At 68.1% G+C, this 23,892-nt stretch carries 23 protein-coding genes and 3 tRNA genes; 10 read left to right on the forward strand and 16 right to left on the reverse strand.

Annotated elements, in window-relative coordinates:
• The first annotated feature begins 11 nt into the window (after window positions 1–11).
• Together J2X34_RS19765 and J2X34_RS19770 are read left to right on the forward strand one after the other, a co-directional pair.
• Window positions 12–740, forward strand: a complete 729-nt coding sequence (locus tag J2X34_RS19765) for a TetR/AcrR family transcriptional regulator (RefSeq protein WP_114724075.1) — start codon at window positions 12–14, stop codon at window positions 738–740.
• Between the two features lie 73 nt (window positions 741–813).
• On the forward strand, window positions 814–2,172 hold the full coding sequence (locus J2X34_RS19770; protein WP_429519310.1) for a dipeptidase: 1,359 nt from the start codon (window positions 814–816) through the stop codon (window positions 2,170–2,172).
• Between the two features lie 10 nt (window positions 2,173–2,182).
• Here J2X34_RS19770 and bcp read toward each other — a convergent pair whose 3' ends face one another.
• Window positions 2,183–2,653, reverse strand: coding sequence for a thioredoxin-dependent thiol peroxidase (bcp, locus tag J2X34_RS19775; RefSeq protein WP_114724077.1), 471 nt, complete (start codon window positions 2,651–2,653; stop codon window positions 2,183–2,185).
• A gap of 186 nt (window positions 2,654–2,839) precedes the next feature.
• Between bcp and J2X34_RS19780 the strand changes: the two genes are divergently transcribed.
• Window positions 2,840–3,061, forward strand: coding sequence for a DUF3618 domain-containing protein (locus J2X34_RS19780; RefSeq protein WP_031936604.1), 222 nt, complete (start codon window positions 2,840–2,842; stop codon window positions 3,059–3,061).
• Between the two features lie 158 nt (window positions 3,062–3,219).
• On the opposite strand, the gene J2X34_RS19785 is transcribed toward J2X34_RS19780, so the two are convergent.
• Both J2X34_RS19785 and J2X34_RS19790 read right to left on the reverse strand, forming a co-directional pair.
• Window positions 3,220–3,292: transfer RNA gene (locus tag J2X34_RS19785), tRNA-Lys, on the reverse strand.
• A gap of 41 nt (window positions 3,293–3,333) precedes the next feature.
• Window positions 3,334–3,406: transfer RNA gene (locus J2X34_RS19790), tRNA-Lys, on the reverse strand.
• A 274-nt stretch (window positions 3,407–3,680) separates the two neighbouring features.
• Between J2X34_RS19790 and J2X34_RS19795 the strand changes: the two genes are divergently transcribed.
• Both J2X34_RS19795 and J2X34_RS19800 read left to right on the forward strand, forming a co-directional pair.
• The gene (locus J2X34_RS19795) at window positions 3,681–4,925 is read left to right on the forward strand and encodes a L,D-transpeptidase (RefSeq protein ID WP_429519312.1); all 1,245 of its coding nucleotides are present in this window, start codon (window positions 3,681–3,683) and stop codon (window positions 4,923–4,925) included.
• 46 nt (window positions 4,926–4,971) lie between these two features.
• On the forward strand, window positions 4,972–5,205 hold the full coding sequence (locus J2X34_RS19800; protein WP_114724079.1) for a hypothetical protein: 234 nt from the start codon (window positions 4,972–4,974) through the stop codon (window positions 5,203–5,205).
• An 85-nt stretch (window positions 5,206–5,290) separates the two neighbouring features.
• Here J2X34_RS19800 and J2X34_RS19805 read toward each other — a convergent pair whose 3' ends face one another.
• From J2X34_RS19805 to orn, 3 genes are all read right to left on the reverse strand, one after another.
• A complete protein-coding gene (locus J2X34_RS19805; RefSeq protein WP_429519314.1) occupies window positions 5,291–5,431 on the reverse strand; it encodes a hypothetical protein in 141 nt (46 codons plus the stop codon).
• Between the two features lie 340 nt (window positions 5,432–5,771).
• A tRNA-His gene (locus tag J2X34_RS19810) sits at window positions 5,772–5,844 on the reverse strand.
• A gap of 83 nt (window positions 5,845–5,927) precedes the next feature.
• A complete protein-coding gene (gene orn, locus J2X34_RS19815; RefSeq protein ID WP_114724110.1) occupies window positions 5,928–6,527 on the reverse strand; it encodes an oligoribonuclease in 600 nt (199 codons plus the stop codon).
• Window positions 6,528–6,611: 84 nt separating this feature from the next.
• On the opposite strand from orn, the gene J2X34_RS19820 reads away from it, so the two are divergent.
• Window positions 6,612–8,354 carry a helicase HerA-like domain-containing protein gene (locus J2X34_RS19820; protein WP_429519316.1) on the forward strand — a complete coding sequence of 581 codons (1,743 nt, stop codon included), beginning with the start codon at window positions 6,612–6,614 and terminating at the stop codon, window positions 8,352–8,354.
• 24 nt (window positions 8,355–8,378) lie between these two features.
• On the opposite strand, the gene J2X34_RS19825 is transcribed toward J2X34_RS19820, so the two are convergent.
• The 7 genes from J2X34_RS19825 to J2X34_RS19855 all read right to left on the reverse strand — a co-directional run bounded on the left by J2X34_RS19825 (window position 8,379) and on the right by J2X34_RS19855 (window position 16,155).
• Window positions 8,379–9,497, reverse strand: coding sequence for an NDMA-dependent alcohol dehydrogenase (locus tag J2X34_RS19825; RefSeq protein ID WP_114724081.1), 1,119 nt, complete (start codon window positions 9,495–9,497; stop codon window positions 8,379–8,381).
• A 93-nt stretch (window positions 9,498–9,590) separates the two neighbouring features.
• The gene (gene lysA / locus J2X34_RS19830) at window positions 9,591–10,934 is read right to left on the reverse strand and encodes a diaminopimelate decarboxylase (protein ID WP_429519319.1); all 1,344 of its coding nucleotides are present in this window, start codon (window positions 10,932–10,934) and stop codon (window positions 9,591–9,593) included.
• A gap of 141 nt (window positions 10,935–11,075) precedes the next feature.
• Window positions 11,076–11,879: a mycolate reductase gene (gene cmrA / locus J2X34_RS19835; protein WP_114724083.1), complete on the reverse strand. Its 804-nt coding sequence runs from the start codon at window positions 11,877–11,879 to the stop codon at window positions 11,076–11,078.
• A gap of 45 nt (window positions 11,880–11,924) precedes the next feature.
• Complete coding sequence (locus tag J2X34_RS19840; RefSeq protein WP_114724084.1) at window positions 11,925–13,955, reverse strand: NADPH-dependent 2,4-dienoyl-CoA reductase; 2,031 nt, start codon at window positions 13,953–13,955, stop codon at window positions 11,925–11,927.
• 19 nt (window positions 13,956–13,974) lie between these two features.
• Window positions 13,975–14,538, reverse strand: coding sequence for a PadR family transcriptional regulator (locus J2X34_RS19845; protein WP_114724085.1), 564 nt, complete (start codon window positions 14,536–14,538; stop codon window positions 13,975–13,977).
• A 108-nt stretch (window positions 14,539–14,646) separates the two neighbouring features.
• Window positions 14,647–14,778: a putative transporter small subunit gene (locus J2X34_RS19850; RefSeq protein ID WP_217487143.1), complete on the reverse strand. Its 132-nt coding sequence runs from the start codon at window positions 14,776–14,778 to the stop codon at window positions 14,647–14,649.
• A gap of 63 nt (window positions 14,779–14,841) precedes the next feature.
• Entirely contained in the window at window positions 14,842–16,155 is a 1,314-nt protein-coding gene (locus tag J2X34_RS19855; RefSeq protein WP_429519322.1) for a sodium:solute symporter family transporter, read from the reverse strand.
• An 835-nt stretch (window positions 16,156–16,990) separates the two neighbouring features.
• On the opposite strand from J2X34_RS19855, the gene J2X34_RS19860 reads away from it, so the two are divergent.
• Window positions 16,991–18,361 carry an MFS transporter gene (locus J2X34_RS19860; protein WP_429519324.1) on the forward strand — a complete coding sequence of 457 codons (1,371 nt, stop codon included), beginning with the start codon at window positions 16,991–16,993 and terminating at the stop codon, window positions 18,359–18,361.
• 33 nt (window positions 18,362–18,394) lie between these two features.
• Here the strand turns inward: J2X34_RS19860 and J2X34_RS19865 are convergent, their stop codons facing one another.
• Window positions 18,395–19,225 carry an acyl-CoA thioesterase gene (locus tag J2X34_RS19865; protein ID WP_114724087.1) on the reverse strand — a complete coding sequence of 277 codons (831 nt, stop codon included), beginning with the start codon at window positions 19,223–19,225 and terminating at the stop codon, window positions 18,395–18,397.
• A 91-nt stretch (window positions 19,226–19,316) separates the two neighbouring features.
• Between J2X34_RS19865 and J2X34_RS19870 the strand changes: the two genes are divergently transcribed.
• Window positions 19,317–19,886: a TetR/AcrR family transcriptional regulator gene (locus tag J2X34_RS19870; RefSeq protein WP_114724088.1), complete on the forward strand. Its 570-nt coding sequence runs from the start codon at window positions 19,317–19,319 to the stop codon at window positions 19,884–19,886.
• 11 nt (window positions 19,887–19,897) lie between these two features.
• On the opposite strand, the gene J2X34_RS19875 is transcribed toward J2X34_RS19870, so the two are convergent.
• Window positions 19,898–20,743 carry an alpha/beta fold hydrolase gene (locus J2X34_RS19875; protein ID WP_429519327.1) on the reverse strand — a complete coding sequence of 282 codons (846 nt, stop codon included), beginning with the start codon at window positions 20,741–20,743 and terminating at the stop codon, window positions 19,898–19,900.
• 22 nt (window positions 20,744–20,765) lie between these two features.
• On the reverse strand, window positions 20,766–21,395 hold the full coding sequence (locus tag J2X34_RS19880; RefSeq protein ID WP_114724090.1) for a TetR family transcriptional regulator: 630 nt from the start codon (window positions 21,393–21,395) through the stop codon (window positions 20,766–20,768).
• A 173-nt stretch (window positions 21,396–21,568) separates the two neighbouring features.
• On the opposite strand from J2X34_RS19880, the gene J2X34_RS19885 reads away from it, so the two are divergent.
• The gene (locus J2X34_RS19885; protein ID WP_429519329.1) at window positions 21,569–22,669 is read left to right on the forward strand and encodes a ferredoxin reductase; all 1,101 of its coding nucleotides are present in this window, start codon (window positions 21,569–21,571) and stop codon (window positions 22,667–22,669) included.
• 34 nt (window positions 22,670–22,703) lie between these two features.
• The gene (locus tag J2X34_RS19890; RefSeq protein WP_114724091.1) at window positions 22,704–23,891 is read left to right on the forward strand and encodes a fatty acid desaturase family protein; all 1,188 of its coding nucleotides are present in this window, start codon (window positions 22,704–22,706) and stop codon (window positions 23,889–23,891) included.
• Window position 23,892 lies beyond the last annotated feature (1 nt).

The following is a 23,892-nucleotide window of genomic DNA, read 5'->3' on the forward strand; positions in this document are numbered from 1 at the left end:
CGGTGACGCGGATGGAGACCACTGAGGGCGCGGCGCTGCCTCGGATCGTCGAACTCGCCTGGGGACTGGGCGAAGCCGGCAGCCGTGGACCCAAGCGGGGCCTGAGCGTGAGCGAGATCCTCGATGCCGCCATCGAACTCGCCGACGACGAGGGCGTGGCGGCGCTGTCGATGGCGCGGGTCGCCAAGCGTCTGGGCTTCACCACGATGTCGCTGTACCGGTACGTCGAGAGCAAGGACGAACTGCTCGAGTTGATCTCCGATCGCGTCATCGGCCCGCCGCCGACGATTCCGCCGGAGCTGTCGTGGCGGGAGGGGCTCGAGGTGTGGGCGCGCGCCGAGTACGACACGCTCATGCGCCACCGGTGGTGGCTGCACCTGCCGATCAGCGGGGCCCCTCTCGGGCCGAACAACATCGCGTGGCTCGAGGCTGCTCTCGGAACTCTGGCATCGACGGCGCTGCCCGAGCCGCTCAAGGTGCAGGTTGCGCTGAACGTCTCGGTACACGTCATCGGCCGGGCCCGGTTCACCATCGATCTGGTCCCCGACGTGGAAGCGGACAACTACGCCAGCATCCTGCCGAGGGTCCTCGACCCGGCGCAGTTTCCGGCCCTGATGTCGGCGCTGGACAGCGGTGCGTTCGCGGAGGACGACGTCGATTGGCAGGACGCCGATTTCCGGTTCGCGCTGTCGCTGCTCCTCGATGGCGTCGAACGTCTCGTGGCGCAGTACGACACCTAGCGGCAGTACGCCACGTCGGCCGTCTCCGGCTCGTAGGCTCGGATGCGACGCGTCGAGAATGCTGGAGGTGGCCGTGGTGGTGCAGAAGTCGGACGAGATTCGGGCCCGGGTTCGGGAGCTGATGCCGACCGCGCGTGACGAACTCGCCGCGCTCGTGGCATTGCGGTCCATCGCGGATCCGAGGCAGGCCCCGCCCGAGCAGTGCGCCGCCGCCGCGAACTGGGTCGCCGACGCCTTCCGGGCGGCCGGGATCGGCCACGTCGAACTGATCGGGACGTCCGACGGTTCCCGCGCGGTCGTCGGGCATCAGCCGGGACCCGAGGGTGCGCCGACGGTGCTGCTCTACAGCCACTACGACGTCCAGCCTGCGGGCGACGAGGCGCTGTGGGCGACGCCGCCGTTCGAACTCACCGAGCGCGAGGGCCGGTGGTACGGGCGCGGTGCCGCGGACTGCAAGGGCAATGTCGTCATGCACCTGCTCGCGCTGCGGGCGCTCGCGGGAGCAGGGGAGCCGCTGCCCGTGGGGATCCGGATCGTGTCGGAGGGCTCCGAGGAGATGGGCGGCGGGGGGCTCGAGGATCTGGTCGAGCAGCGGCCCGAACTGTTCGCCGCGGACGTGGTCGTGATCGCGGACACCGGCAATGTCGCAGTCGGCCGGCCCACCCTCACGACGAGTCTGCGGGGAATCGTGAACGTCGTGGTGCATGTGGAAACCCTCGCGGGCGAACTGCATTCGGGCATGTACGGCGGTTCCGCGCCGGACGCTCTGGCCGCGCTCGTCCAGATGCTCTCCACGTTGCGGGACCACGGCGGCAACACCGTCGTCGACGGGCTCGACACCGCGCAGGACTGGGACGGTGTGGACTATCCGGAGGACCAGTTCCGGGCGGATGCCGGCGTGTTGGACGGGGTCCGGCTCACCGGTTCGGGCTCGGTCGCGGACGCGGTGTGGGCGCGTCCGGCGCTGACGATCCTCGGGATCGACGCTCCGCCGGTCGTCGGGTCCGCGGCGGCGATCCAGCCGCGGGCGTCGGCCCGGCTCAATCTGCGAGTGCCGGCGGGGATGGATCCGCACAAGGCGCAGGACGCGCTCATCGCGCATCTCGAGAAAGCGGCGCCGTGGGGCGCCCACGTGACGGTGGAACGTGAGGCGGTCGGGTCGCCGTTCCGGGCGAAGACGTCCGGGCCCGGCTACACCGCTCTGACGTCCGCGCTCGCGGAGGCGTTCGGCGCCGACGTGGCGGTGGCGGGGCAGGGCGGCACGATCCCGCTGTGCAACACCTTGGCCGGACAGCTCCCGGACGCCGAGATCGTGCTGATGGGTGTCGAGGAGCCGCGGGCGCTGATCCACGCGCCCAACGAGAGCGTTGACCCGTCGGAGATCGAGAATCTGGCCGTCGCCGAGGCCCTGTTCCTACAGGGCCTCGGCTGACGGGGCGGCGTCAGACCGACAGGTCGCGGCGGAGCTTGGCGACGTGGCCGGTGGCGCGCACGTTGTACTGGGCCACCTCGATCTTGCCGTTCTCGTCGACGAGGAACGTCGAGCGGATGACGCCCTGGACGACCTTGCCGTACATCTTCTTCTCGCCGAACGCGCCCCATGCGGTGAGCGTCGTCTTCTCGGGATCCGACAGCAGCGGGAAGGTCAGGCCCTCGTTGTCGCGGAACTTCGCGAGCTTGGCGGGCTTGTCGGGGGAGATGCCGACGACGTCCAGACCGGCCTCGTTGAGTTCGGCGAGGCTGTCGCGGAAGTCGCACGCCTGCTTGGTGCAGCCCGGCGTGCTCGCGGCGGGATAGAAGTACACGATCACCTTGCGGCCGCGGTAGTCGGCGAGCGACACCTCGTTGCCGTCGGCGTCGGGCAGGGTGAAGTCGGGTGCGATGTCGCCGGGGGCGAGCCTGTTCTCGGTCACAGCGACTGAGGCTACCGAAGGCCCCCGACGGCTGTGGCCGACCGCGGACGGGCGCGGACGGCACGAGCGACGGTCCGCACGACGCCCCGCACTCCCTTCTGCTCTACGGTTGTGTCGAGCTGTGCCGGTAGCGTGACCGGCACAGCAGCATCACAGCCGCACCGATTCGAACCAGTTGGAGGACACGTGCCCAGGGACACCGAGAGCATCGAGCGGGACATCGAGAACGCCCGCAATCAACTCGCGCAGACACTCGACGTGCTCGCCGTCCGCACCAACCCCAAGCGGCTCGTCGAGACGACCAAGCAGAGTGTCCTCGCGAAGTTGAACGAGCCCGCCGTGAAGGCGGCGCTCATCGGTGCCGGTGCTGTCGTCGGGTTGCTGGTGCTGCGCAAGATCTTCCGCTGACGCGACCGGACCAGGTCCGGCAGCTCGAACGGGACGTCAGGTCACACATTCCCCGGGATCGTGTGACCTGACGTCCCGTTCGTCGTTTCGGAGGCATCGAGCCTTCGATCGGAAACGACGAAAGGCCCCCGCACATGATGTGCGGGGGCCTTTCACGGTGCGCCCACAGGGACTCGAACCCCGGACCCAGTGATTAAGAGTCACTTGCTCTACCAACTGAGCTATAGGCGCATGCCCATTTTGCCGGAGAACCGGCTGCTAGTGAACTAGCGTGCGCCCACAGGGACTCGAACCCCGGACCCAGTGATTAAGAGTCACTTGCTCTACCAACTGAGCTATAGGCGCATTGCTCGTCGCGAGGTGTCCCCCGTTCGGTGCGAGGAGAACATTAGCGGACGGCTTCGAGCGAAAGCAAATCAGTGGTCCTGTAACCCTCGAGCCGCAGGTGGCGATTGGTATTCGACCGTTACTCACGTGTCCGGCACGTCGGGGAAGTCGGCTGCGCGAACCTGGCATCATGCAGGAGCGCGGGTGCCGGAGGGATTGTCGGGTCGGCACGTGGGTGGGGTGGGTCGAAGGGACTTGCCTCGGTAGGTGTGCAGTGTGAAGTGGGGTTTTCATGAAGGTCAGTCGCGGTGAGGGTCGTCGGCGCGGGGGTGGAGCGACGAGATCGAGGCTGCCTGCCGCCGCGGCAGTGGTCGCAGCGGCTCTGGGGATGGTGATGCTCGTCACGGGGTGCACCATCTCGACCGGTGCGGCCGGCGCCTCCACTTCCGATACCGGGCCGGTCGACTCCAATCCGCTCGTCGCATTGATCCAGCCGAAGCTCACCACCACCGTCGTGGACGGCGCCGTGGGCTTCTCGCCCGGCGACCCGGTCTCGGTCCGGGTGGCCGACGGCCGGTTGGCGAACGTGGCGCTGCGCAACCCGGACGGCAAGACGGTCGCCGGAGCGGTGGCTCCGGACGGGCTGTCGTGGACCAACACCGAACCACTCGGATACAACCGCAAGTACACGCTCCAGGCTGACGCGTACGGACTCGGTGGCTCGACATCGACCACTCTGTCGTTCACGACCAGTGCCCCCGGGAACCTCACCAAGCCGTACGTGATGCCCGGCGACGGCAGCGTCGTCGGTATCGGCCAGCCCGTCGCGATCCAGTTCGACGAGAACATCCCCGACCGCAAGGCTGCGGAGGGCGCGATCGAGATCGTCACCGCGCCGCCGGTCGAGGGCGCCTTCTACTGGCTCAACAATCGTGAGGTGCGCTGGCGGCCGCAGAACTACTGGGCGCCGGGCACCACGGTCACCGTCGACGTCAAGGCGTACGGCCGAGATCTCGGCAAGGGATTGTTCGGGCAGGAGGACGTGCACTCGTCGTTCACGATCGGCGACGCCGTGGTCATCACCGCCGACGACGACACCAAGCAGGTCACCGTCAACGTGTCCGGTCGCGACGTCAAGACGATGCCGACGTCGATGGGCAAGAACAGCACCCCCACGGACAACGGGGTCTACATCGTCGGAGACCGGTTCGATCACCTGGTGATGGATTCGTCGACCTACGGTGTCCCGGTGAATTCGCCGGACGGCTACAAGACGCCGGTCGACTGGGCCACGCGAATGTCGTACAGCGGCATCTTCTTCCACTCCGCGCCGTGGTCCCTCGGCGAGCAGGGCAACACCAACACCAGTCACGGCTGCCTGAACATGAGCCCCTCCAACGCGAAGTGGATCTACGACAACACCAAGCGTGGCGACATCGTCCTGGTCAAGAACACGGTGGGCGGCACCCTGTCGGGCACCGACGGACTCGGGGACTGGAACATCCCCTGGGAGACCTGGCGGGCCGGCAACGCGTAGCGGGCGATTATTCTGGGTGTGACCGAATCGTCCGAAGGAACGGGAGCTGAGCGTGGTAGCGGTGGGAGTCGGGGATCTCGTTCAGGCGGCGGGCCATGCGGGCCCGTGGACTGTTCTCGAGGTCCGGCATGGCATGGCGTTGCTCGAACACGCGGATGGGCACCGGCTCTCGCGTCGGACGACGACGCTGACCGTGGTGCGTAAGGCTGAACCAGGTGCGCGCGCCGCACGTTCGGTAGACGACGCGGACAGCGGCGACTCGCCGACGCTGTTCGACTGACAGCAGCAAATAGCAGAACGACTCCGGCCCGCCTGCCGACTAGATCGTCGGTAGGCGGGCCGGAGTCGTTTGAAGGCCGGGCTGATCAGGCTGCCGGGGCGAAGGCGGCCAGTGCAAGCACGAGGCCCATGACTGCACCGAGGCCGGCAATGACGCCGCCGCCTGCGGTGATGACCTTCTGGATGTTGCCGAGATCGGCGATGGTCTTCGTGTCGAGGGAACCCATGAGGGAGACTCCTGTCGTGAAAGGGTGCAGGCATGACGGCATTCACGCCCGGGCATCGATGATGCTGTGCGTCACAGTAGGGGCCGGATGAACAAACGGTTAATTGGAGGTCCCACTGAGTGGGACTTGTGAGTTCTTCCTGTTCAGGGCGATTTGTGTGTGTCGCCGGGTACTTGAAAAGTGAACTGCATCACGCCGGCGTTGCTATCTCGCCTTTTGCGCACTTATCGGTGTCTTCGGGGGGTTTGCAGGCATCGATAAGTGCGCAAAGCGCGGGGGAGGGCGGCTCGGGGCCTGAGAACGAGAAAAGCCCCCGGCGATGCCGGGGGCTTTTCTTCGGGGTGACTGACGGGACTCGAACCCGCGACAGCCAGGATCACAACCTGGTGCTCTACCAACTGAACTACAGTCACCATCGCTGTCGCTTCCGGCGGAACCGGTTGCTGCAGCGAGATGAATATTAGCCTGTCGATCGAGGAAAGTGCCAATCGGCTGGTCAGGCCGGTCCCAACTCCTTCGCGACGGCCGCGATCTCGGTGGTGGAGGGGCCCGGATCCGCCACGAACGCGGTGCGCCGGTAGTACTGCAGTTCGCGGATCGATTCCTTGATGTCCGCGAGGGCCCGGTGCGAGAGGCCCTTCTCCGGCTGGCCGAAGTAGATCCGCGGGTACCAGCGGCGGCACAGCTCCTTGATCGAGCTGACGTCGATCATGCGGTAGTGCAGGTGCCCGTCCAGTTCGGGCATGTCCCGGGCGATGAAGCCGCGGTCGGTCGCGATGGAGTTGCCTGCCAGCGGCACGGTGCCGGCGACGGGCACGTGCTCGCGGATGTAGGCGAGCACCATCTGTTCCGCCTCGGCGACGGTCACCGTCGACGCGCGTACCTCTTCGGTCAGTCCGGACTTGGCGTGCATCTGGGTCACGACGTCGGGCATGTCCGCCAGAGCGTCGTCGTCGGCGTGGATCACGATGTCCACGCCTTCACCCAGGATGTTGAGGTCGCTGTCGGTCACCAATGCAGCGATCTCGATGAGCTTGTCCGTACCGAGCCGAAGGCCCGTCATTTCACAATCGATCCATACCAATTTGTCCTGCACGAGAAACACAGTAGTCACGCCCGGGCGGGATATTGTCCACGGTGGAGAACTTCCCGCACGCTTTCTGCTCGAGGAGGACACCACATGACGGTTGACCCGACGCCGGCGGAGAAGGCTCGGATCGCGAAAGCGGCCGCCGAGGAGGCGGCTCGCGTCGCCGCGGAAGCGGCAGCGGCTGCGGAAGCGGCCGAGCGTGAGGCGGCCGACGCGGAGCGGGCGGAGTGTGAAGGCGCGAAGGCCGGTCCGGACAACGGGGGTTCGGCCGAGGGGTTCGGCGCCGCCGCCGAGATCGCGTCCGGATACGCGTCGGAGGGAGCGGCCCTCGAGCTCGGGACGGTCGTCGTCGACGGTGCAGTGGATGCGGCTGCCCGCGTGCGGATTCCGCTGGCGACCGTCAACCGCCACGGACTGATCGCCGGCGCCACTGGCACGGGCAAGACGAAGACACTGCAGGGCATCGCCGAACAGCTCTCGGCGGCAGGTGTTCCCGTCGTGATGGCGGACGTCAAGGGCGACCTGTCCGGGCTGTCCGCGCCGGGGGAATCGAACGACAAGATCACCGGTCGAGCCGCGGAGACCGGGGACCCGGACTGGGTGCCCACCGGCTACCCGGTCGAGTTCGTGTCGCTGGGAACCGAGGGCATCGGGATCCCGGTGCGTGCCACCGTCACGAGTTTCGGGCCGATCCTGCTCAGCAAGGTCCTCGGACTCAACGAGACCCAGGAGTCGACGCTGGGGCTGATCTTTCACTGGGCCGACACCCGGGGGCTCGCCCTGCTGGATCTGAAGGACCTGCGCGCGGTGATCGCGCATCTCACGTCCGACGAGGGCAAGGCCGACCTCAAGGGCATCGGGGGCGTGTCGGCGGCCACCGCGGGTGTGATCCTGCGCGCGCTGGTCAATCTCGAGGCCGACGGCGGTGACACCTTCTTCGGTGAGCCCGAGTTCGAGACCGAGGATCTGCTGCGGGTCGGCGCCGACGGGCGCGGGGTGGTGACGCTGTTCGAACTCGGCGCGCAGGCCGCGCGTCCGGCGATGTTCTCGACGTTCCTGATGTGGGTGCTGGCCGACCTGTTCCAGACGCTGCCGGAGGAAGGCGACCTCGACAAGCCGAAGCTGGTCTTCGTCCTCGACGAGGCGCACCTGCTCTTCAAGGACGCGTCCAAGGCGTTCCTGGCGCAGGTGGAGCAGACGGTCAAGCTGATCCGGTCGAAGGGCGTCGGCGTCTTCTTCTGCACCCAGTTGCCCACCGATGTCCCCAATGCGGTGCTCTCGCAGCTCGGTGCGCGGGTCCAGCACGCGCTGCGCGCCTTCACCCCGGACGACCAGCAGGCACTGACCAAGACGGTCCGTACGTATCCGAAGACCGCGCACTACGACCTCGAGAAGGCGCTCACCTCGCTGGGGACCGGTGAGGCGATCGTCACCGTGCTCTCGGAGAAGGGCGCTCCGACTCCGGTGGCGTGGACGAGGATCCGGCCGCCGCGGTCGCTGATGGACACGATCGGCGACGACGGGATCCGGGCGGCGTCCGGCGCCAGCGGGTTGCAGGCGAAGTACGGGCACACCGTGGACCGGGAGTCGGCGTACGAATTGCTGACGGCGAAGGTCGCGGGCGCGCCGAACCTCGACCCGACGTTGGATGTGCCGCCCTTGCCGGACCTTCCGGATCTGCCGCCGCCGCCCGCCCCGAACGAGGGGCCGAGTGTTGCCGAGCAGATCCTCGGCAACACGGCGGTCAAGAGTTTCCTCCGGTCGGCGGCGTCGGCTGCCGGGCGGGAGATCTCGCGGAGCATCTTCGGTACCGGGCGCAGGCGACGGAGGTGAGTGCGCCCGGCACCGAGGTGGCGGTCAGTCGAACAGCACGACGCCGCGGATGTTCTTGCCCTCGTGCATGTCGATGTACCCCTGGGCGATGTTGTCGAGCGTGTAGGTGGTGGTGATCAGTTTGTCGAGCTCGAGCTTGCCGCTGCGGTACAGCTCGACCATCCACGGGATGTCGGCGCTCGGCGCGGACGCGCCGAACAGCGAACCCTGGATGCGCTTCTGGTAGAGCGTGAGCTCGAGCAGGCTGACCGGGATGCCGATGTCGGTGCCCTTGCCGAGACCGGTGACGACGACGGTGCCCGCCTTGCGGATGGACGAAAATGCCTGCGCCACATGCTCACCAGTGGTCACGCCGACCGTCACGATCGCGGAGTCCGCGCCCTGACCATTGGTGAACGATCGGGCGATCTCGGTGGCCTCCTCCATCGTCGCGACCGCGTGGGTGGCGCCGAGTTCGAGGGCGGTGGTGCGCTTGAACTCGACCGGGTCGACGGCGATGATGTGCGCCGCGCCGGCGTGAGCCGCGCCCTGGACGGCGTTGATGCCGATCCCGCCGATACCCATCACGATGACCGTGTGGCCGGGATAGACCTCGGCGGAATTGACGGCTGCACCCCAGCCGGTACCGACACCGCACCCTAGGAGACAGAGCTTGTCCAGCGGGAGGTCCTTGTCGACCTTGACCGCGGAATCGACGTGCACGGTGGAGTACTCGCTGAAGGTGCCGAGCCCGCACATCTGCGCCACGGGGGTGCCGTCCATCGAGAGCCGGAAGCTCTCCGGATCGTCCGGGCGGCTTCCGCTCATGATGGTGGCGCCGCGGTCGCAGAGGTTCTGCAGCCCCTTCGCGCACCAGCGGCACCGCCCGCAGCCCGCGAGGAACGAGAAGATGACGTGGTCGCCGACCTCCCAGCCGTCGGTGTGCGGTCCGACCTCGACGACGATGCCGGAGCCTTCGTGACCGCCGCAGATCGGCAGGTGGCTGTAAGCGTGGTCGCCCTTGGCGAGGTGATCGTCCGAGTGGCACAGGCCGGACGCGACCATCTTGACCATGATCTCGTTCTGTCGTGGGCCGGCGAGTTCGAGCTCGACGACCTTGTAGGTCCCAGGTGCTTCGGTGATGACGGCGCCGCGGGTCTTCACAGGTTCCTCCCAGTGGACATAACAGTGTGTTGTGCATCACTATCAGTTCCGGCGGGTCCGCGTGGCGGATGTGATCCCACTCACTGGAATCGGTCAGGCGTCGGATTCGCGCGCCATGAGGTCGGCGACGGTCTCGCGGCGGATCAGCTCGCGAATGTGCCCGTCCCGCACCGCGACTACCGGTGGCCGGCCGACGCCGTTGTACGTCGACGCGAGGCTGTGGTGGTAGGCGCCGGTGCACGGCACGGCGAGGACGTCCCCGGGATGCAGGTCGACGGGGAGTGAGACGTCCTCGGCGACGACGTCGCCGGCCTCGCAGTGCCGTCCCACCACGGTCACCGTGGTGTGGCGGCCCAGTGGATGCCGGTTGGCGATCACGACGTCGTACCGGGCGCCGTACAGCGCGACCCGGGGGTTGTCGCTCATGCCGCCGTCGACGGCGACGAAGGTGCGTCCGCCGGCATGAGTCTTCGTCGACACGATGCGGTACAGGGTGACCCCGGCCCGGGCGACGATCGCCCGTCCCGGTTCGAGCACGATCTGTGGGCGGGGGAAGCGGTTGCGCGCGCAGGCGTCGTCGAGGGCGTCGTCGACGACGGCGGCCAGGACCGCCGGATCACACTCCGGGTCGCCGGGGCGATAGGGCACGGCGTGTCCGCCGCCCAGGTCGAGGGTGGTGAGGATGATGCCGTGATCGCTGCGGATCTGCGCCATCTGCCCGACCAGCCGGGCGACGGCGGACCGGAAGCACTCGGCGTCGGCGATCTGGGACCCGAGATGGCAATGGAGGCCGACGAGTTCGAGGTTCGGCTGCTCGAGGACCAGTCGCGCGGCATCGCCCGCCTGATCGTGGGACAACGGGAATCCGAACTTCTGGTCGTCGACCCCGGTCGCCACCGCGCGATGGCCGTGGATGTCGATGCCGGGCGTGACCCGCACCAGCACCTGGACGCGCCGGTTCGCGATCGCGGAGAGGAGGCGGATCTCGGTGAGAGAGTCCACCACGATCCGGCCCACTCCGGCGTCCACCGCGGCCCGCAGTTCCGTCGCGGTCTTGGCGTTGCCGTGCAGAATGATCCGAGCCGGATCGACGCCCGCGGACAGCGCGATCGCGAGTTCGCCGGCCGAGCACACGTCGATCGACAGCCCCTCGCGGGTCACCCAGTCCGCGACCGCGCGGATCATCAGGGCCTTGCCCGCGTAGGCGATCTCGGCCTCGGGGAACGCGGCGCGGTATGCGCGGCAACGGTGCCGCACGTCGGTCTCGTCGAGGACGTAGGTGGGTGTGCCGAACTGGTCGGCGATGTCGTCGAGCGCGACTCCGCCGACCCGGATCCGGCCCCGGTCGTCGTGGTCGGTGGTGGTCGGCCACAGCGCCGGATCCAGTCGCGGCGTCATCGTCGTGCGAAGGGACGGAAAGAGATCGAGCAGGGTCACCGGCGTCTCCTGAGGGTGCCCGCATCCGGGTGGAGCGGGGTCACCTTCAGGACTACGCCGGTCCCGTGCTCATCGGTCGGTTCTTGACGGGTGCTTGACGGCGCCCGCCCGAGCCCTGACGCGCGGTTGACGCGAGGTGCGTCAGCCGCCCAGTTTCCGGTAGAACGTGCCGACGATCGGGGCGACGACGGCGCGCGGGCTGTACTGGCCGGCCACCGACATGCCCTTGCTCAGGATGCCCGGCACGATCCGCATCTTGTTCTCGGCCAGCGCGTCCAGCGAGACCTTCGCGACGTACTCGCTCGAGATCCACAGGAAGTCGGGGACCAGCTTGTCGACGATCGACGCCTCGGCGGGGTCGGGGGTCTCGGTGCGCACCGGGCCCGGCGCGAGCAGCGTGACGTTGACGCCGCTGCCCTTGAGTTCGCCGCGCAGCGACTCGGAGAACGTGTTCACGAACGCCTTGGTGGCGGCGTAGGTGGCGTTGTTGGGGATCGGCATGTTGCCGGCCGCCGAGCCCACCATCAGGATCGCGCCCGACTTGCGCGCCACCATGCCCGGCAGGACCGCGAGGGTGAGGTCGTGCACGGCGACGGAGTTGAGCTCGACCTGGTCGCGCTCGTACGACGGATCGAGCTCGCTCACGGGACCGAACGTCGCGATACCGGCGTTGTTGCACAGGATCGAGATCTCGCGCTCGGACAGCTCGGTCACCAGCGGGGCGCGGCCCTCGCGGTCGGACAGGTCCACGGCGCGGACCTCGACCTCGACGCCGTACTTCTCGCGCAGCTGGGCGGCGAGCTTCTCCATGACGTCGCCTCGGCGGGCGACGAGGATCAGCGAGTGTCCGCGCGCGGCCAGTTCGGCGGCGAGGGCCTCGCCGATGCCGGAGGAGGCGCCGGTCACGACCGCGCGGGCGTCTGGGGTGGGGTTCGGCAGGCTCACGAGAATGCAGCGTAGTCGGTGCCCGGATTCGTGGTGGTCATGCGCTCAGATGCTCGCCGCCAGCCGGGTGCCCTGCTCGATCGCGCGTTTGGCATCGAGTTCGGCGGCGACGTCGGCGCCGCCGATGATGTGCGTGGTCACACCGGCGACCGTCAGTTCGTCGACGAGGTCGCGCACCGACTCCTGCCCCGCGCAGATCACGACGGTGTCCACGTCGAGCGTCCGAGGACGCTCGTGCTTCTCGCCGAACGTGATGTGCAGACCGGCGTCGTCGATGCGCTCGTAGTTGACGCCCGACAGTTCGTGCACGCCCTTCGCCTTCAGCGCGGCGCGGTGCACCCAGCCGGTGGTCTTCGCGAGCCCGGCACCGATGCGCCCGGGCTTGCGTTGCAGCAGGTACACCTCCCGCGGCGACGGTGACGGCCGCGGCGTCGTCAGCGCACCGGGAGCGGACTCGGGATCGGTGACGCCCCACTCCTGCTTCCACTCCTTCAGGTCCAGAGTGGGGGAGTGCTCGTGGGTGAGGAACTCGCTTACGTCGACGCCGATGCCGCCGGCGCCGATCACCGCGACCGTCCTGCCGACCGGCTTCCTGTCCCGCACAACCTCGGCGTACGACAGCACCTTCGGGTGGTCGACGCCAGGGATGTTCGGGACGCGCGGGGTCACGCCGGTCGCGAGGACCACCTCGTCGTAGCCGGAGGCGATCAGGTCGGCGGCGGTGACGCGGGTGCCGAGCCGGACGTCGACACCCGCGAGGTCGAGTTGGCGGCGGTAGTAGCGGATGGTCTCCGCGAACTCCTCCTTGCCGGGGATCCTCTGCGCGATACCGAACTGGCCGCCGATGTCGTCACGTGCCTCGAACAGGGTGACGGTGTGGCCGCGTTGCGCGAGGTTGAGTGCCGCCGACAGTCCGGCCGGTCCGGCGCCGACGACCGCGAGGGTCTTCTTTCGTCGCGTCGGCAGCAGGACCAGCTCGGTCTCGCGCCCCGCACGCGGATTGAGCAGGCACGAGACGTGCTTGTTGACGAACGCGTGGTCGAGGCACGCCTGGTTGCAGGCGATGCAGGTGTTGATCTCGTCGGGTGCGCCGGCCTCGGCCTTGCGGACCCACATGGGGTCGGCGAGCATCGGCCGGGCCATCGAGATCAGCCGGGCGTCGCCGCGGGTGAGGATCTCCTCGGCGGTCTCGGGCATGTTGATGCGGTTGGACGCCGCGACCGGGATGGACACGTGCTTCGCGAGTTTGTCGGTGATGTCGGCGAACGCTGCGCGCGGTACCGACGTCACGATCGTCGGCACCCGCGACTCGTGCCAGCCGATGTCGGTGTTGATGATGGTGGCGCCGGCGGCCTCGACTTCCTGTGCGAGCGCGACGATCTCGTCCCAGCTCTGTCCACGCTCGACGAGGTCGGCCATCGACAGCCGGAACAGGATGATGAAGTGCGGGCCCACGGCGGCGCGGGTGCGGCGCACGATCTCGACAGCCATCCGGCGACGCTTCTCGGGGGTGCCGCCCCACTCGTCGGTGCGACGGTTGGTGCGCTCGGACAGGAACTGGTTGATCAAGTAGCCCTCGCCGCCCATGATCTCGACGCCGTCGTACCCGGCCGAACGGGCCAGACGGGCACAGCGGACGAAGTTGCGGATCTGCCAGCGCACGCCACGGCTCGTCAGGCGCCGCGGCCGGAACGGGTTGATGGGCGCCTTGATCGACGACGCGGACACACTCAGCGGCTGGTAGCTGTACCGGCCGGCGTGCAGGATCTGCAGCGCGATCTTGCCGCCCTCGTCGTGGACGGCGTGGGTGATGACGCGGTGCCGACGGGCCTCGAACCGGTTGGTGAGCTTCGCGCCGAAGGGCAGCAGCCAGCCCGTCCGGTTGGGGGCGTAGCCGCCGGTGACGATGAGGCCGACGCCGCCGCGGGCGCGTTCGGCGTAGAACTCGGCCAGACGGGCGGTGTTCTTCGCGCGGTCCTCGAGGCCGGTGTGCATCGACCCCATGATCACGCGATTCCTCAGCGTCGTGAATCCGAGGTCGAGTGGCGAGAGCAGATGCGGGAACTGGGAAGTCATGCCGGGCCTTTCGGTCAGGTCAGGGCTGTGAAGAAGAATCGGGATGCTGTTCGGATTCGAGGGCGGCGAGCACCTCGGTGCACCAGCCGACGAACCCTTCCTCGACGCGGATGCCGCCGCGCAGGACGAGGTACTGGTGCAGGACGGACCCAGCGCGACGGCGGGATTCGGGAAAGTCGTGGTCCTGGATCCTGCGGTACAGGTCCAGGCGTGCGACGTGCTCGTCGCGGTGCCGGCGCACCTCTGCGATGAGCGACGCCATGTCGCCGTACGCGGCGCCGCGGATCTTCACGGCGAGTTCGTTGCGCAGGTGGCCGGGCTCGGTGGGCTCGGCGATCCAGCGGGCCAGCTCGGCCCGGCCCGCGCTGGATACGCGGTACACCTTCTTGTCCGGGCGGCCGTCCTGTGCGATCGCCTCTCCCGTGACCCAGCCGGCGTCGTCCATCCGCTTGAGTACGCGGTAGATCTGCTGGTGGGTGGCACTCCAGAAGAAGCCGATCGACTTGTCGAATCGGCGCGCGAGTTCGTATCCGGAGCCGGACTGCTCGCTGAGGGAGACGAGGATCGCGTGTTCGAGTGCCACGTCCCCAGTCTGTATGCAACGAGGTGAATATGCAACTGTGCGTATAACGCGTACGGGGTGCCCCGGACCTTGTTCGGTCCGGGACACCCCGTGGTCACGCGCGTCGGGTCAGACGAGGCGCTCGCCCTTCCTGCGGGCGGCGGCCCACTCGCGGACGGCGCCGCGGGTGATGACGAACAGTGTCGCGGCGACGACGATCGGCCATATCAGGACGTAGACGGTCAGGAACACGGTGTTCACAGGTACTCCTCTGTAATCGGATCGAGTCTGCAGTCGGATCGAGCCGGGGCCGGTTCGGAGCGGTCAGTCCCGGACGGCCGCTTCCCCCAGCGACGGACGGTCGTCGTCGATGTCGGTGGACCCAGGCTCGCTGTCGAAGTCGCCGACCCGTTCCTTGATCGTCGCGAAGTCGAACGATTCGGGGTTGCGCACCGACATCACGTAACAGACCACCGTGCTCACGGCGTACGCGACGAGTGAGCCGCTCAGGGTGGCGTAGTCGTGCAGGAAGCCGATGCCGAAGGGCGCGACCACGAGGATCGCGACCGCGCCGACGATCTTCGCGACGCGGAGTCCGAAGAACCCGAAGGCCATCAGGGCGAGCACCACACCGACGCCGACGACGGACACGACATCGATGAGGAACCCACTCGCCCCGTCGGTGGGGAACCAACCGAAGCGCACCGGCAGGAACGTGGCCACTGCGGCGAGGGTCGAGATCGTGAACGCCTTGTTGGAGACCTTGTTCCAGTAGAAGCTCGCGATCACCGGGAAGACCAGCGCGCCCCACAGGGCGCCGACGAACACCAGGAGATCGAGAATGTTGAGTCGCATGCTCGCGAACGCCACGGCCAGCGCGGTCGCGACGACCATGGTGGCGCGGCCGATCAGCAGCATCCGGCGTGGATCGGCGGCCGCTCGGACGGCGACGGTGTGGCCGTACCCGTCGGTCATGACGATCGACGACAGCGCCGCCAGATCGGAGTCCGCGGTGGACGACAAGGCTCCGAGGATGAGCAGGAAGAACAGTGCGACCAGTACCGCCGGCAGGTAGGTGCCCGCCATCTGCGGAATGAGGTTGTTGACGTCCCCGTCCAGCGGATCGCTGCCCAGGTACAACGCGAGGACGCCGAACATGCCGATGCCGATCACCGTGGCGCCGTATCCGACCGCGGCGGTGATGAACGTCGGTTTGATGAGGTCCTCGCGGACCGCGAACAGTCGCTGCGCGATGGTCTGGTTTCCGATCGCGTAGGCGAGGACGGCGGCGATGTAGGGGGCGCCCTGATTGAAGAACGCCTCACTCGAGAAGAAGTTGCCCTGGGCGGGAGTCAGATTCGCGGCACCCGTCTCGAACGCTGCCGGGAATCCCGCGGCGAAGAAGACGATCGGGATCAGGATGGCGACGGCGCCGAGCATGCCCAGTAACTGGATCACGTCGGTCAACACGGAGGCCCGGAATCCCGACCACAACGTGTACAGCAGCACACCGCCCGCGATGACGAGCGCACCCTGGATGAAGTTGAGCGGTGACAGCAGGGAGATCAGTACGCCGCCCGCGATGAAGTTCGACATCAGGCTGATGAGGCTGCCGACGACGTTGGATCCGGCCAGCATGAGCTGGCTCGATCGCCCGTGCCGGGCGTACATGATCTCCGCGAGGGTGTGGGCCCGGGGCGCCAGTCGCCGATGCGTACATCGACGATGCCCAGATCCAGGTGGCCGTCATGCTGGCCGCGGAGATGCCGAAACCGACCTGGTTTCCGGCCGTCATGAAGTTGTCGGCGTTTTCCCTCTTCCGGCCGATGCGGAGGGAGATGAGAAATGTTCCGCCGTAGAAGAACACTAGTAGCAGAATAATCGCCACGGCGCTGAATTGGACGAGTTCGGGTACGTCCATTCGTTACCTCCTTGACATTTCTTCGCGAGAATGCGGCTCGCGAATCTTTGATGCGAGCAGGCGAGACCGAGGGGTGTCTGTACTGGTCGACGGGCGCATCTGCGTCGTCGTACCGGCGCCGCGGCGCAGCGATGTCCGCTCCGGGTGAACGCGAAAACTGTTCCGCGCGAGCGGGTCGTGTCCCTCGACACGGCTCGTGGACCGACGGGGCCGGTGGCGGCACGCGACGCCGGCGGCGCGGGAGTTTCCCGCGTCGACGGTCGTGCGGTGTGCACGAAACGCGAGTATTCGCCGTTCGTTCACGAGGGTCGACGTGTTCCGGATCGGGCGTCCACGCAGTTGTGCGCGGGTTCGTCGACGCATTCCCATCAGTCGCCAGGCAGTGTAACACGCAAGAATTGTCGGGGCGGTTTTCGAGTCGCGAAATTGAATTGATCCGAGAGATTTGATAGAAGTATGGATTTCGATGTCCACCTCGTGTTTGTTTCGAATTCGACCGGCGTGCGGGTGTGTCACCGTGCAGGGCACGTCCGACTACGTAGGCTCGCCGCCATGAGCACCGAAGTGGTTGGGGGCGCCGGCATCGGGCAGGCGGCGACCCGTCGTCAGGTCGCCGCGTGGGGCTTGTGGGACTGGGGCTCGGCAGCGTTCAACGCCGTCGTCGTCACCTTCGTCTTCTCGGTCTATCTCACCGACGCCGTCGGCGACGATCTGCCCGGATCGATATCCGCGAGCACGTGGCTCGGGTGGTCGCTCGGTATCGCCGGCTTCTTCATCGCCGTCCTCGCGCCCGTGAGCGGCCAGCGGTTCGACGCCGCCGGTCGGCGCAAACGCTCCCTGGCGGTGCTGACGTTCTTCACGGTCGCCGCGATGGCGGGCATGTTCTTCGTCGTCGACGACTACCACTACCTGTGGCTGGGACTGGTGCTGCTCGGCGTCGGATCGGTGATCTTCGAACTCGCCGGCGTGCCGTACAACGCCATGATGCGGCAGGTGTCCACTCCCGAGAACATCGGCCGGGTATCCGGGTTCGGCTGGGCCATGGGCTATTTCGGCGGCATCGTGCTGCTGCTGGTCTGCTACTTCGGGTTCATCGCCGGCGACGGCGACACCCGCGGTCTCCTGGGGCTGAGCACCGACGGCGGCCTCAACATCCGGCTCGTCGCACTGCTTGCGGCGGTGTGGTTCCTCGTGTTCGCGATCCCGGTGCTGCTCGCGGTCCCCGAGGTGCCGCGCACCGCGGCCGACCCCGGTGCCGCGAAGGCGGGCTTCGTCGAGTCGTACCGGGTGCTGTGGCGCGATCTGAAGGAACTGTGGGCCGCCGACCGGCGCACCGTCTGGTTCCTCGTGGCGAGCGCGCTGTTCCGCGACGGCCTGGCCGGCGTCTTCACCTTCGGCGCGGTGCTGGCCGTCAACGTGTACGGAATGGCGTCGGACAGTGTGCTGCTGTTCGGTGTCGCCGCCAACGTCGTCGCCGCCCTCGGCGCCATCGTGGCCGGACGGTTCGACGACCGGATCGGCCCCAAGGTGGTGATCGCCGGTTCGCTGATCGCGATGCTGGTGGTCGGCACCGTATTGCTCGCCGTCTCAGGCACGTTGATGTTCTGGATCTTCGGCCTGCTGCTGTGCCTGTTCGTCGGACCGGCGCAGTCGTCGTCGCGTACGTTCCTCGCGAGGATCACCCCGCCCGGACGCGAGGGGCAGCTGTTCGGGCTGTACGCAACCACCGGCCGCGCGGTCTCGTTCCTCGCGCCGACGCTGTTCGGCTTCTTCGCGTGGTGGTTCGGCGCCGATCGGGCCGGCATCGTCGGTCTGCTCGTGGTCCTCGGTATCGGCCTGGCGGCGCTGTTGATGGTCCGCCCGCCCGAGCGGGACCCCGGGCCGCGCACCGGGCCGAATTTCACATCGGTTCAGTCCGACTGAACGCGTGTGACATTCGGCCAGAAGGACGGGGCGTCAGGACTTGAAGTAGACCAACTGGTGGGTGGTGGCGAGCAGGACGCCGTCGCGTCCCCAGATCTCGCCGGACTGGTCGAAGTAGCCGTTGCCGAAGTTCTGGGCGCGGGCGGTGCCGAGGACGGCCTCGTCGGCCTGCGCGGCGAGCATCGCCGCATCGGCGTGGAAGTACACGGTCAGCGATACCGTTCCGGCCGGCAGCATCCGGCCCAGGCGCAGGAACACGCGCGGGTAGAACACGTCGCACAGCGATGCCAGGGCGGGGAAGTCCAGTGCGCGGGGCGGGTTGTCGCGGACCCACAACGTCGTCGTCGAGTCGGACTGCTCGCCGGCGGTGTCGTCCGCGACGTCGGGGATCGCGCCCTCGACGAACCGCATCTCGTAGTTGCGGGCCCACGCGATGAAGTCGGGGAACCCCTGGACCGCAACGGCATCGGCCGCGGGAACGGCGGGTGGCGTGATGTCCGTGGAGGTCCATGTCTCGCGGCGGATGCCGAACACCGCGGTGGCGGTGGTGGTGACGACGCCGTCCTGGGTCAGCTCGATGTTCCAGTGCTGGGTGGAGCGGTTGGTGCGGGTGGGGCGGGCGGTGACCTCGAACGGGCCGTCGGCGATCGGGCCGGCGAAGTTCACCGTGAGGGAGAGTGGCTCGCCCAGACGCTCGGGGTGCTGCTGCGCCGCGCGGAGCAGGGTTGCAGCGGTGATGCCGCCGAACGGGCCCACCATGTTCGCGTAGGCCGGGTCGGTGTGACCGTGCGACCGGCCTGCGTCGAACGCGCTGAGTTCGACGGCCGCGTCGAACGGGTGCGGGGGTGCGACGATCTGGGTCACGGCTGCTCCTGGTGGGTGACGATCCGGTTCTAGGTATGACAACATACATAGAACTGGACGGCAACAGTGTGATCGACGGAAGGGCGACGACATGGCGAGGCGAAGCGATCCCGTGAACGGTCCGCGCGCGGCCATGATCGACAGCGCCGTCGCGCTCATCCGCGAGCAGGGTGTGGCCGCGACGTCATTCGCCGACGTCCTCGCCCACAGCGGTGCCCCGCGCGGCTCGATCTACCACCACTTCCCGAACGGGAAGTCCCAGCTGGTGGAGGAGGCGACCCGATCCGCCGCGTCCTACCTGGGTCGGGGCGTCGCCCGCGTTCTCGAGGCCGGTGACACCGTCTCGGCGCTGCGCGCGCTGGTGGACCTGTGGCGTCGTGGGCTCGAGGCCACCGACTTCGCCGCCGGGTGTCCGATCGTCGCGGCCGCGCTCGGCACCGAACACGGCGCACGCGAGGTGGCGGGCGCGACGTTCTCCGAATGGTGCGACCTGATCGCCGGGTCGCTTGTCGACGACGGCGTCGCGCAGGAACGGTCGGCGTCGTTGGCGGTGCTCGTGGTGAGCGCGCTCGAGGGCGCGCTGGTGATGGCGCAGGCGCAGGGCACGTCGGCGCCGCTCGATGCGGTGGTGGACGAACTCGAGGTGTTCCTCGGCGGGTGACGGCCGGGCCGTCAGCTCTGGGCTGCCCGGGCGAGGATCGCGTCGGCCAGCGCGTCGGCGTTCTCCTCGGGGATCCAGTGACTACCGCCCTCGAGCACGACGAAACGGTACGGCGCGTCGACGAAGTCGCTGCAGCGCTCCGCGCACGCCGGGCCGATGGCGGGGTCCGCGGTGCTCCACACGTACGTGGTGGGGACCCGCACCGGCGGCAGGTCGCCGAACTCGTGGACCAACGCCCGGTACCAGTTCATCGCGGCCGTCAGGGCGCCCGGCTCCGACAGCAGCCGGACGTGTTCCTCGACCAGATCGGGGTTGTTGCCGTCGCCGAAGACCGCCCGTAGGCGCCGTGAGTTCTCCTCGAGCAGAACGGCTTCGGAGTTGCTCTCGGTGCGGAACTGTCTCATGTAGCCGGACCGCCGCTGCTGGTCGGCGTCATTGCGCAGCGCCCATCCGAAGGCCGCCGCGTGCGGCACCGACACCGCCGTGAGGCTGCGGATCCGCTCCGGGTGCCGGCCCGCCACCTGCCACGCGACGGCCGCACCCCAGTCGTGACCCACCAGGTGGGCCGAGTCGAGGTCGTACGCGTCGAGCAGTCCGACGACGTCGGCGACGAGGTGGTCGAACCGGTAGTCCTCGACCGCCTCGGGGCGAGCGCCGGGGGAGTATCCCCGCTGATTCGGCGCGATCACCCGGAATCCGGCGCGGACGAGTCGCGGCGTGATCGGCCGCCACGACGCTGCGCTCTCCGGGAAGCCGTGGAGCGCAACGATCGGCACACCGTCGTCCGGGCCGGTGACGGTGACGTCGAAAGTCAGGTCGCCCAGGCGAACTCGGTCATGGCGCGCGTCGGCTGTCATGGTGGCCACGGTAGCCGAACCGCTACGCGCGCGTGGGCTTCCAGCTCCCGATGCCGAGCATGATGAGCCGCAACTGCTTCTCGGCCCGCTCGATCACCGCGCGTTCGTCGGCCGACCCCGGACGGTCCACCTCGAGCAGGTCGATCACCGCGGCGAGCATCGCCTGCACGATGAGGTCGGCGGCCATCTCGAGATCCTCGACGTCCCAGTCGGTGAGCCCCGGCATGCGGGACAGGTCGATCGTGAGTTCGCTGACGAACAGGCGCAGTTCGGTGGCGATCGCGCGTCGGACCTCGGTGACGCCGCCGTACCGCTCGCGGGCGATGAAGCGGAACTCCGCCTCGTGCGCGCGCACCTGGCGGACGAGAATGTCGAGCGAGGCCGTCGCGTTCTTGGTGCTGGGTGTGCGTCGGGCGTCGCGCAGCATCCGCCGCAACACCCGCATGCTGTCCTCGGCGAGGACCACGCCCAGTTCGTCCATCGACGCGAAGTGGCGGTAGAAGGCGGTCGGCACGATCCCGGCCGCGCGCGCGACTTCGCGCAGGCTGACGCTCGCGAAACTGCGGTCCGCCAGGAGGTCGAGCGTGCGATCGAGCAGTGCCTGGCGGGTGCGCTCCTTGCGCTGCGCTCGCGTCTCCACCGGCTCCGTCACGGCGTCGAGTGTATTCACCGAGATCCCGCACCCGCCGCATCCGGAGCGTGACCGGCGTCACTGATGTCCGGGATTGACAGGCGTGGGGTAACTGCGTTCACACTAATTAGTGTACGACTGTGCACTGAAACCGTATGGCCGACATCGAATCGGCGCTCCGACGAGGAGAGACCATGGCTGTGAGATCTGAACCTTCCGTGAGTTCCACCGGCCGCATACGGCGCCCGCTGCTCGCGCTGCTGGAGTCGATGGCCACCCCGCACGCCGTGGACCGCTACCTCGAACTGGTCGATCCGATGGCGACCGTGCGCGACATGCGTGCCCGCGTGGTGTCGGTGTCGCGGCCCACGGCGGGTTCGGTATGCCTCGAGTTGCGGCCCACCCGGCAGTGGCGCGGATTCGCCGCCGGACAGTTCGTGCAGGTGGGCATCGTGATCGACGGGGTCCGCCATGTCCGTTGCTACTCGCCGACCGGTTCGCAGCACCGCGCGGGCGATCCGATCCGGCTCACCGTGAAGGCCCACCCGGGCGGGCTGGTGTCGCAATACCTGTACGACCACGCCGAGGAGGGTTTGGTCGTCGACCTGGCTCCGGCCGCCGGTGAGTTCCGGCTGCCGGACCCGCGGCCCGATTCGGTGCTGCTCGTCAGCGGCGGCAGCGGCATCACGCCGGTGCTGTCGATGCTGCGCACGCTCATCGACGAGGGTTACTCCGGCCGGATCGCGTTCCTGCACTATGTGCGGACCGTCGCCGACATCGCAGACCGCGCCGAGTTGCGCGCGATCGACGCCGCGCACGACAACGTCACGATCGACCTGGTCGAGACCGTGCCCGGCGGGCGCTTCTGCGGCGCACACCTGCAGCGGGTGGCCCCCGGTTTCGGGGTCGGCACCGAGGTGTTCGTGTGTGGACCGGACGCGCTCACGGCGGCCGTGCGGCACCTGCTCGATGCCGACGGGTTCGGTGAACAGATGCACACCGAACGGTTCGTGATCGGCTCGACCGGTCCGGTCGACGCGGCGGGTGGGACGGTGTCGTTCGCGCGCAGCGGCGTCACCGTCGAGAACTCGGGGGCGAGCATCCTCGAGCAGGCCGAGGCCGCCGGGCTGGCGCCCGAGTACGGCTGCCGGATGGGGATCTGTTTCTCGTGCACCGCGCTCAAGCGATCCGGCCGGACCCGCAACGTCCGTACCGGCGATACCCACGACGACCCGGATCAACCGATCCAACTCTGCATCTCCGCGCCGCTCGGTGACGTCGACATCGACATCTGAGCGACCCGATCGCACGACTGGACAGGAGAACACGATGTTGGGAGTCAGTCTGCCGGGTGTGCCCGGCTTCCTGAGGTTCTGGGAGCGTGAACCGGAGCCGGAGAAGGCCGGCGAGATCGCCGTCCTGAGCTACGACGCCGTCGAGGATCTCGGCCGCGAACTCGATGCCCTGCGCGCCGAGACCGTCGCGGACCTCGGTCAGGCAGACCGGGAGTACATCTATCGGATCATCAAGGCGCAGAGGGGTTTCGAGGTCGCGGGCCGTGGTCTGATGTACCTCGGGTTCCTGCCGCCGTTCTGGCTCGCCGGCGTCGGGGCGCTGTCGATCTCGAAGATCCTCGACAACATGGAGATCGGCCACAACGTCATGCACGGCCAGTACGACTGGATGCGCGAACCCGGCCTGAACTCGCGGGTGTTCGAATGGGACACCGTGTGCCCTGCTGACCAGTGGAAACACTCGCACAACTACATGCACCACACGTACACGAACATCGTCGGCCGGGACCGCGACATCGGATACGGCGTCCTGCGGATGGACGACGCGCAGCGCTGGAACCCCTACTACCTCGGCAATCCCGTGTATGCGACGGGGCTGATGTTCCTGTTCGAGTGGGGTGTGATGCTGCACGACCTCGAGGCTGAGAACGTGGTCCAGGGCAAGCGCAGCTGGGCGGATGTGAAACCGCTGATGGAGGGCTGGTGGCGGAAGGCGGGCCGTCAGGTACTCAAGGACTACGTGGTGTTTCCGGCGCTGTCGGGGCCGCTGTTCGTCTCGACGCTGCTCGGGAACGCGACCGCCAACGTGGTCCGCAACGTGTGGGCGTACTCGATCATCTTCTGCGGCCACTTCCCCTCGGGCGTACAGAGTTTCACCGAGCAGGAGACGGCCGACGAGACCCGCGGCCAGTGGTACCTGCGGCAGATGCTGGGGAGCGCGAACATCAGTGGCAGCCCGCTGTTCCACATCATGTCGGGCAACCTGTCACACCAGATCGAGCACCACCTGTTCCCGGACATTCCGGCGCACCGCTACCCGCAGATGGCCCCGCGGGTGCGGGAACTGTGCGAACAGTACGGGTTGCCGTACAACACCGGCGGATTCTTCCGGCAGATCGGCTCGGTGTGGGCCAAGATCTTCCGGCTCGCGCTGCCGCCGTCGCTGGTCGGCCCCGCTCCGGTGCGCGGTGTTATCGTCGAGCGTCGGAAGACCGCTGCATGAG

Origin of the sequence: Rhodococcus sp. BE178 (genome assembly GCF_050433545.1) — a bacterium.
GTDB lineage: Bacteria > Actinomycetota > Actinomycetes > Mycobacteriales > Mycobacteriaceae > Prescottella.

Bases quoted from the DNA above. Each gene is read 5' to 3' on its own strand.
- J2X34_RS19765 (WP_114724075.1), top strand. From the start codon at position 12: ATGGAGACCACTGAGGGCGCGGCGCTGCCTCGGATCGTCGAACTCGCC.
- J2X34_RS19795 (WP_429519312.1), top strand. From the start codon at position 3,681: ATGAAGGTCAGTCGCGGTGAGGGTCGTCGGCGCGGGGGTGGAGCGACG.
- J2X34_RS19805 (WP_429519314.1), bottom strand. From the start codon at position 5,431: ATGGGTTCCCTCGACACGAAGACCATCGCCGATCTCGGCAACATCCAG.
- J2X34_RS19820 (WP_429519316.1), top strand. From the start codon at position 6,612: ATGACGGTTGACCCGACGCCGGCGGAGAAGGCTCGGATCGCGAAAGCG.
- J2X34_RS19840 (WP_114724084.1), bottom strand. From the start codon at position 13,955: ATGACTTCCCAGTTCCCGCATCTGCTCTCGCCACTCGACCTCGGATTC.
- J2X34_RS19855 (WP_429519322.1), bottom strand. From the start codon at position 16,155: ATGCTGGCCGGATCCAACGTCGTCGGCAGCCTCATCAGCCTGATGTCG.
- J2X34_RS19860 (WP_429519324.1), top strand. From the start codon at position 16,991: ATGAGCACCGAAGTGGTTGGGGGCGCCGGCATCGGGCAGGCGGCGACC.
- J2X34_RS19870 (WP_114724088.1), top strand. From the start codon at position 19,317: ATGGCGAGGCGAAGCGATCCCGTGAACGGTCCGCGCGCGGCCATGATC.
- J2X34_RS19875 (WP_429519327.1), bottom strand. From the start codon at position 20,743: ATGACAGCCGACGCGCGCCATGACCGAGTTCGCCTGGGCGACCTGACT.
- J2X34_RS19885 (WP_429519329.1), top strand. From the start codon at position 21,569: ATGGCTGTGAGATCTGAACCTTCCGTGAGTTCCACCGGCCGCATACGG.
- J2X34_RS19890 (WP_114724091.1), top strand. From the start codon at position 22,704: ATGTTGGGAGTCAGTCTGCCGGGTGTGCCCGGCTTCCTGAGGTTCTGG.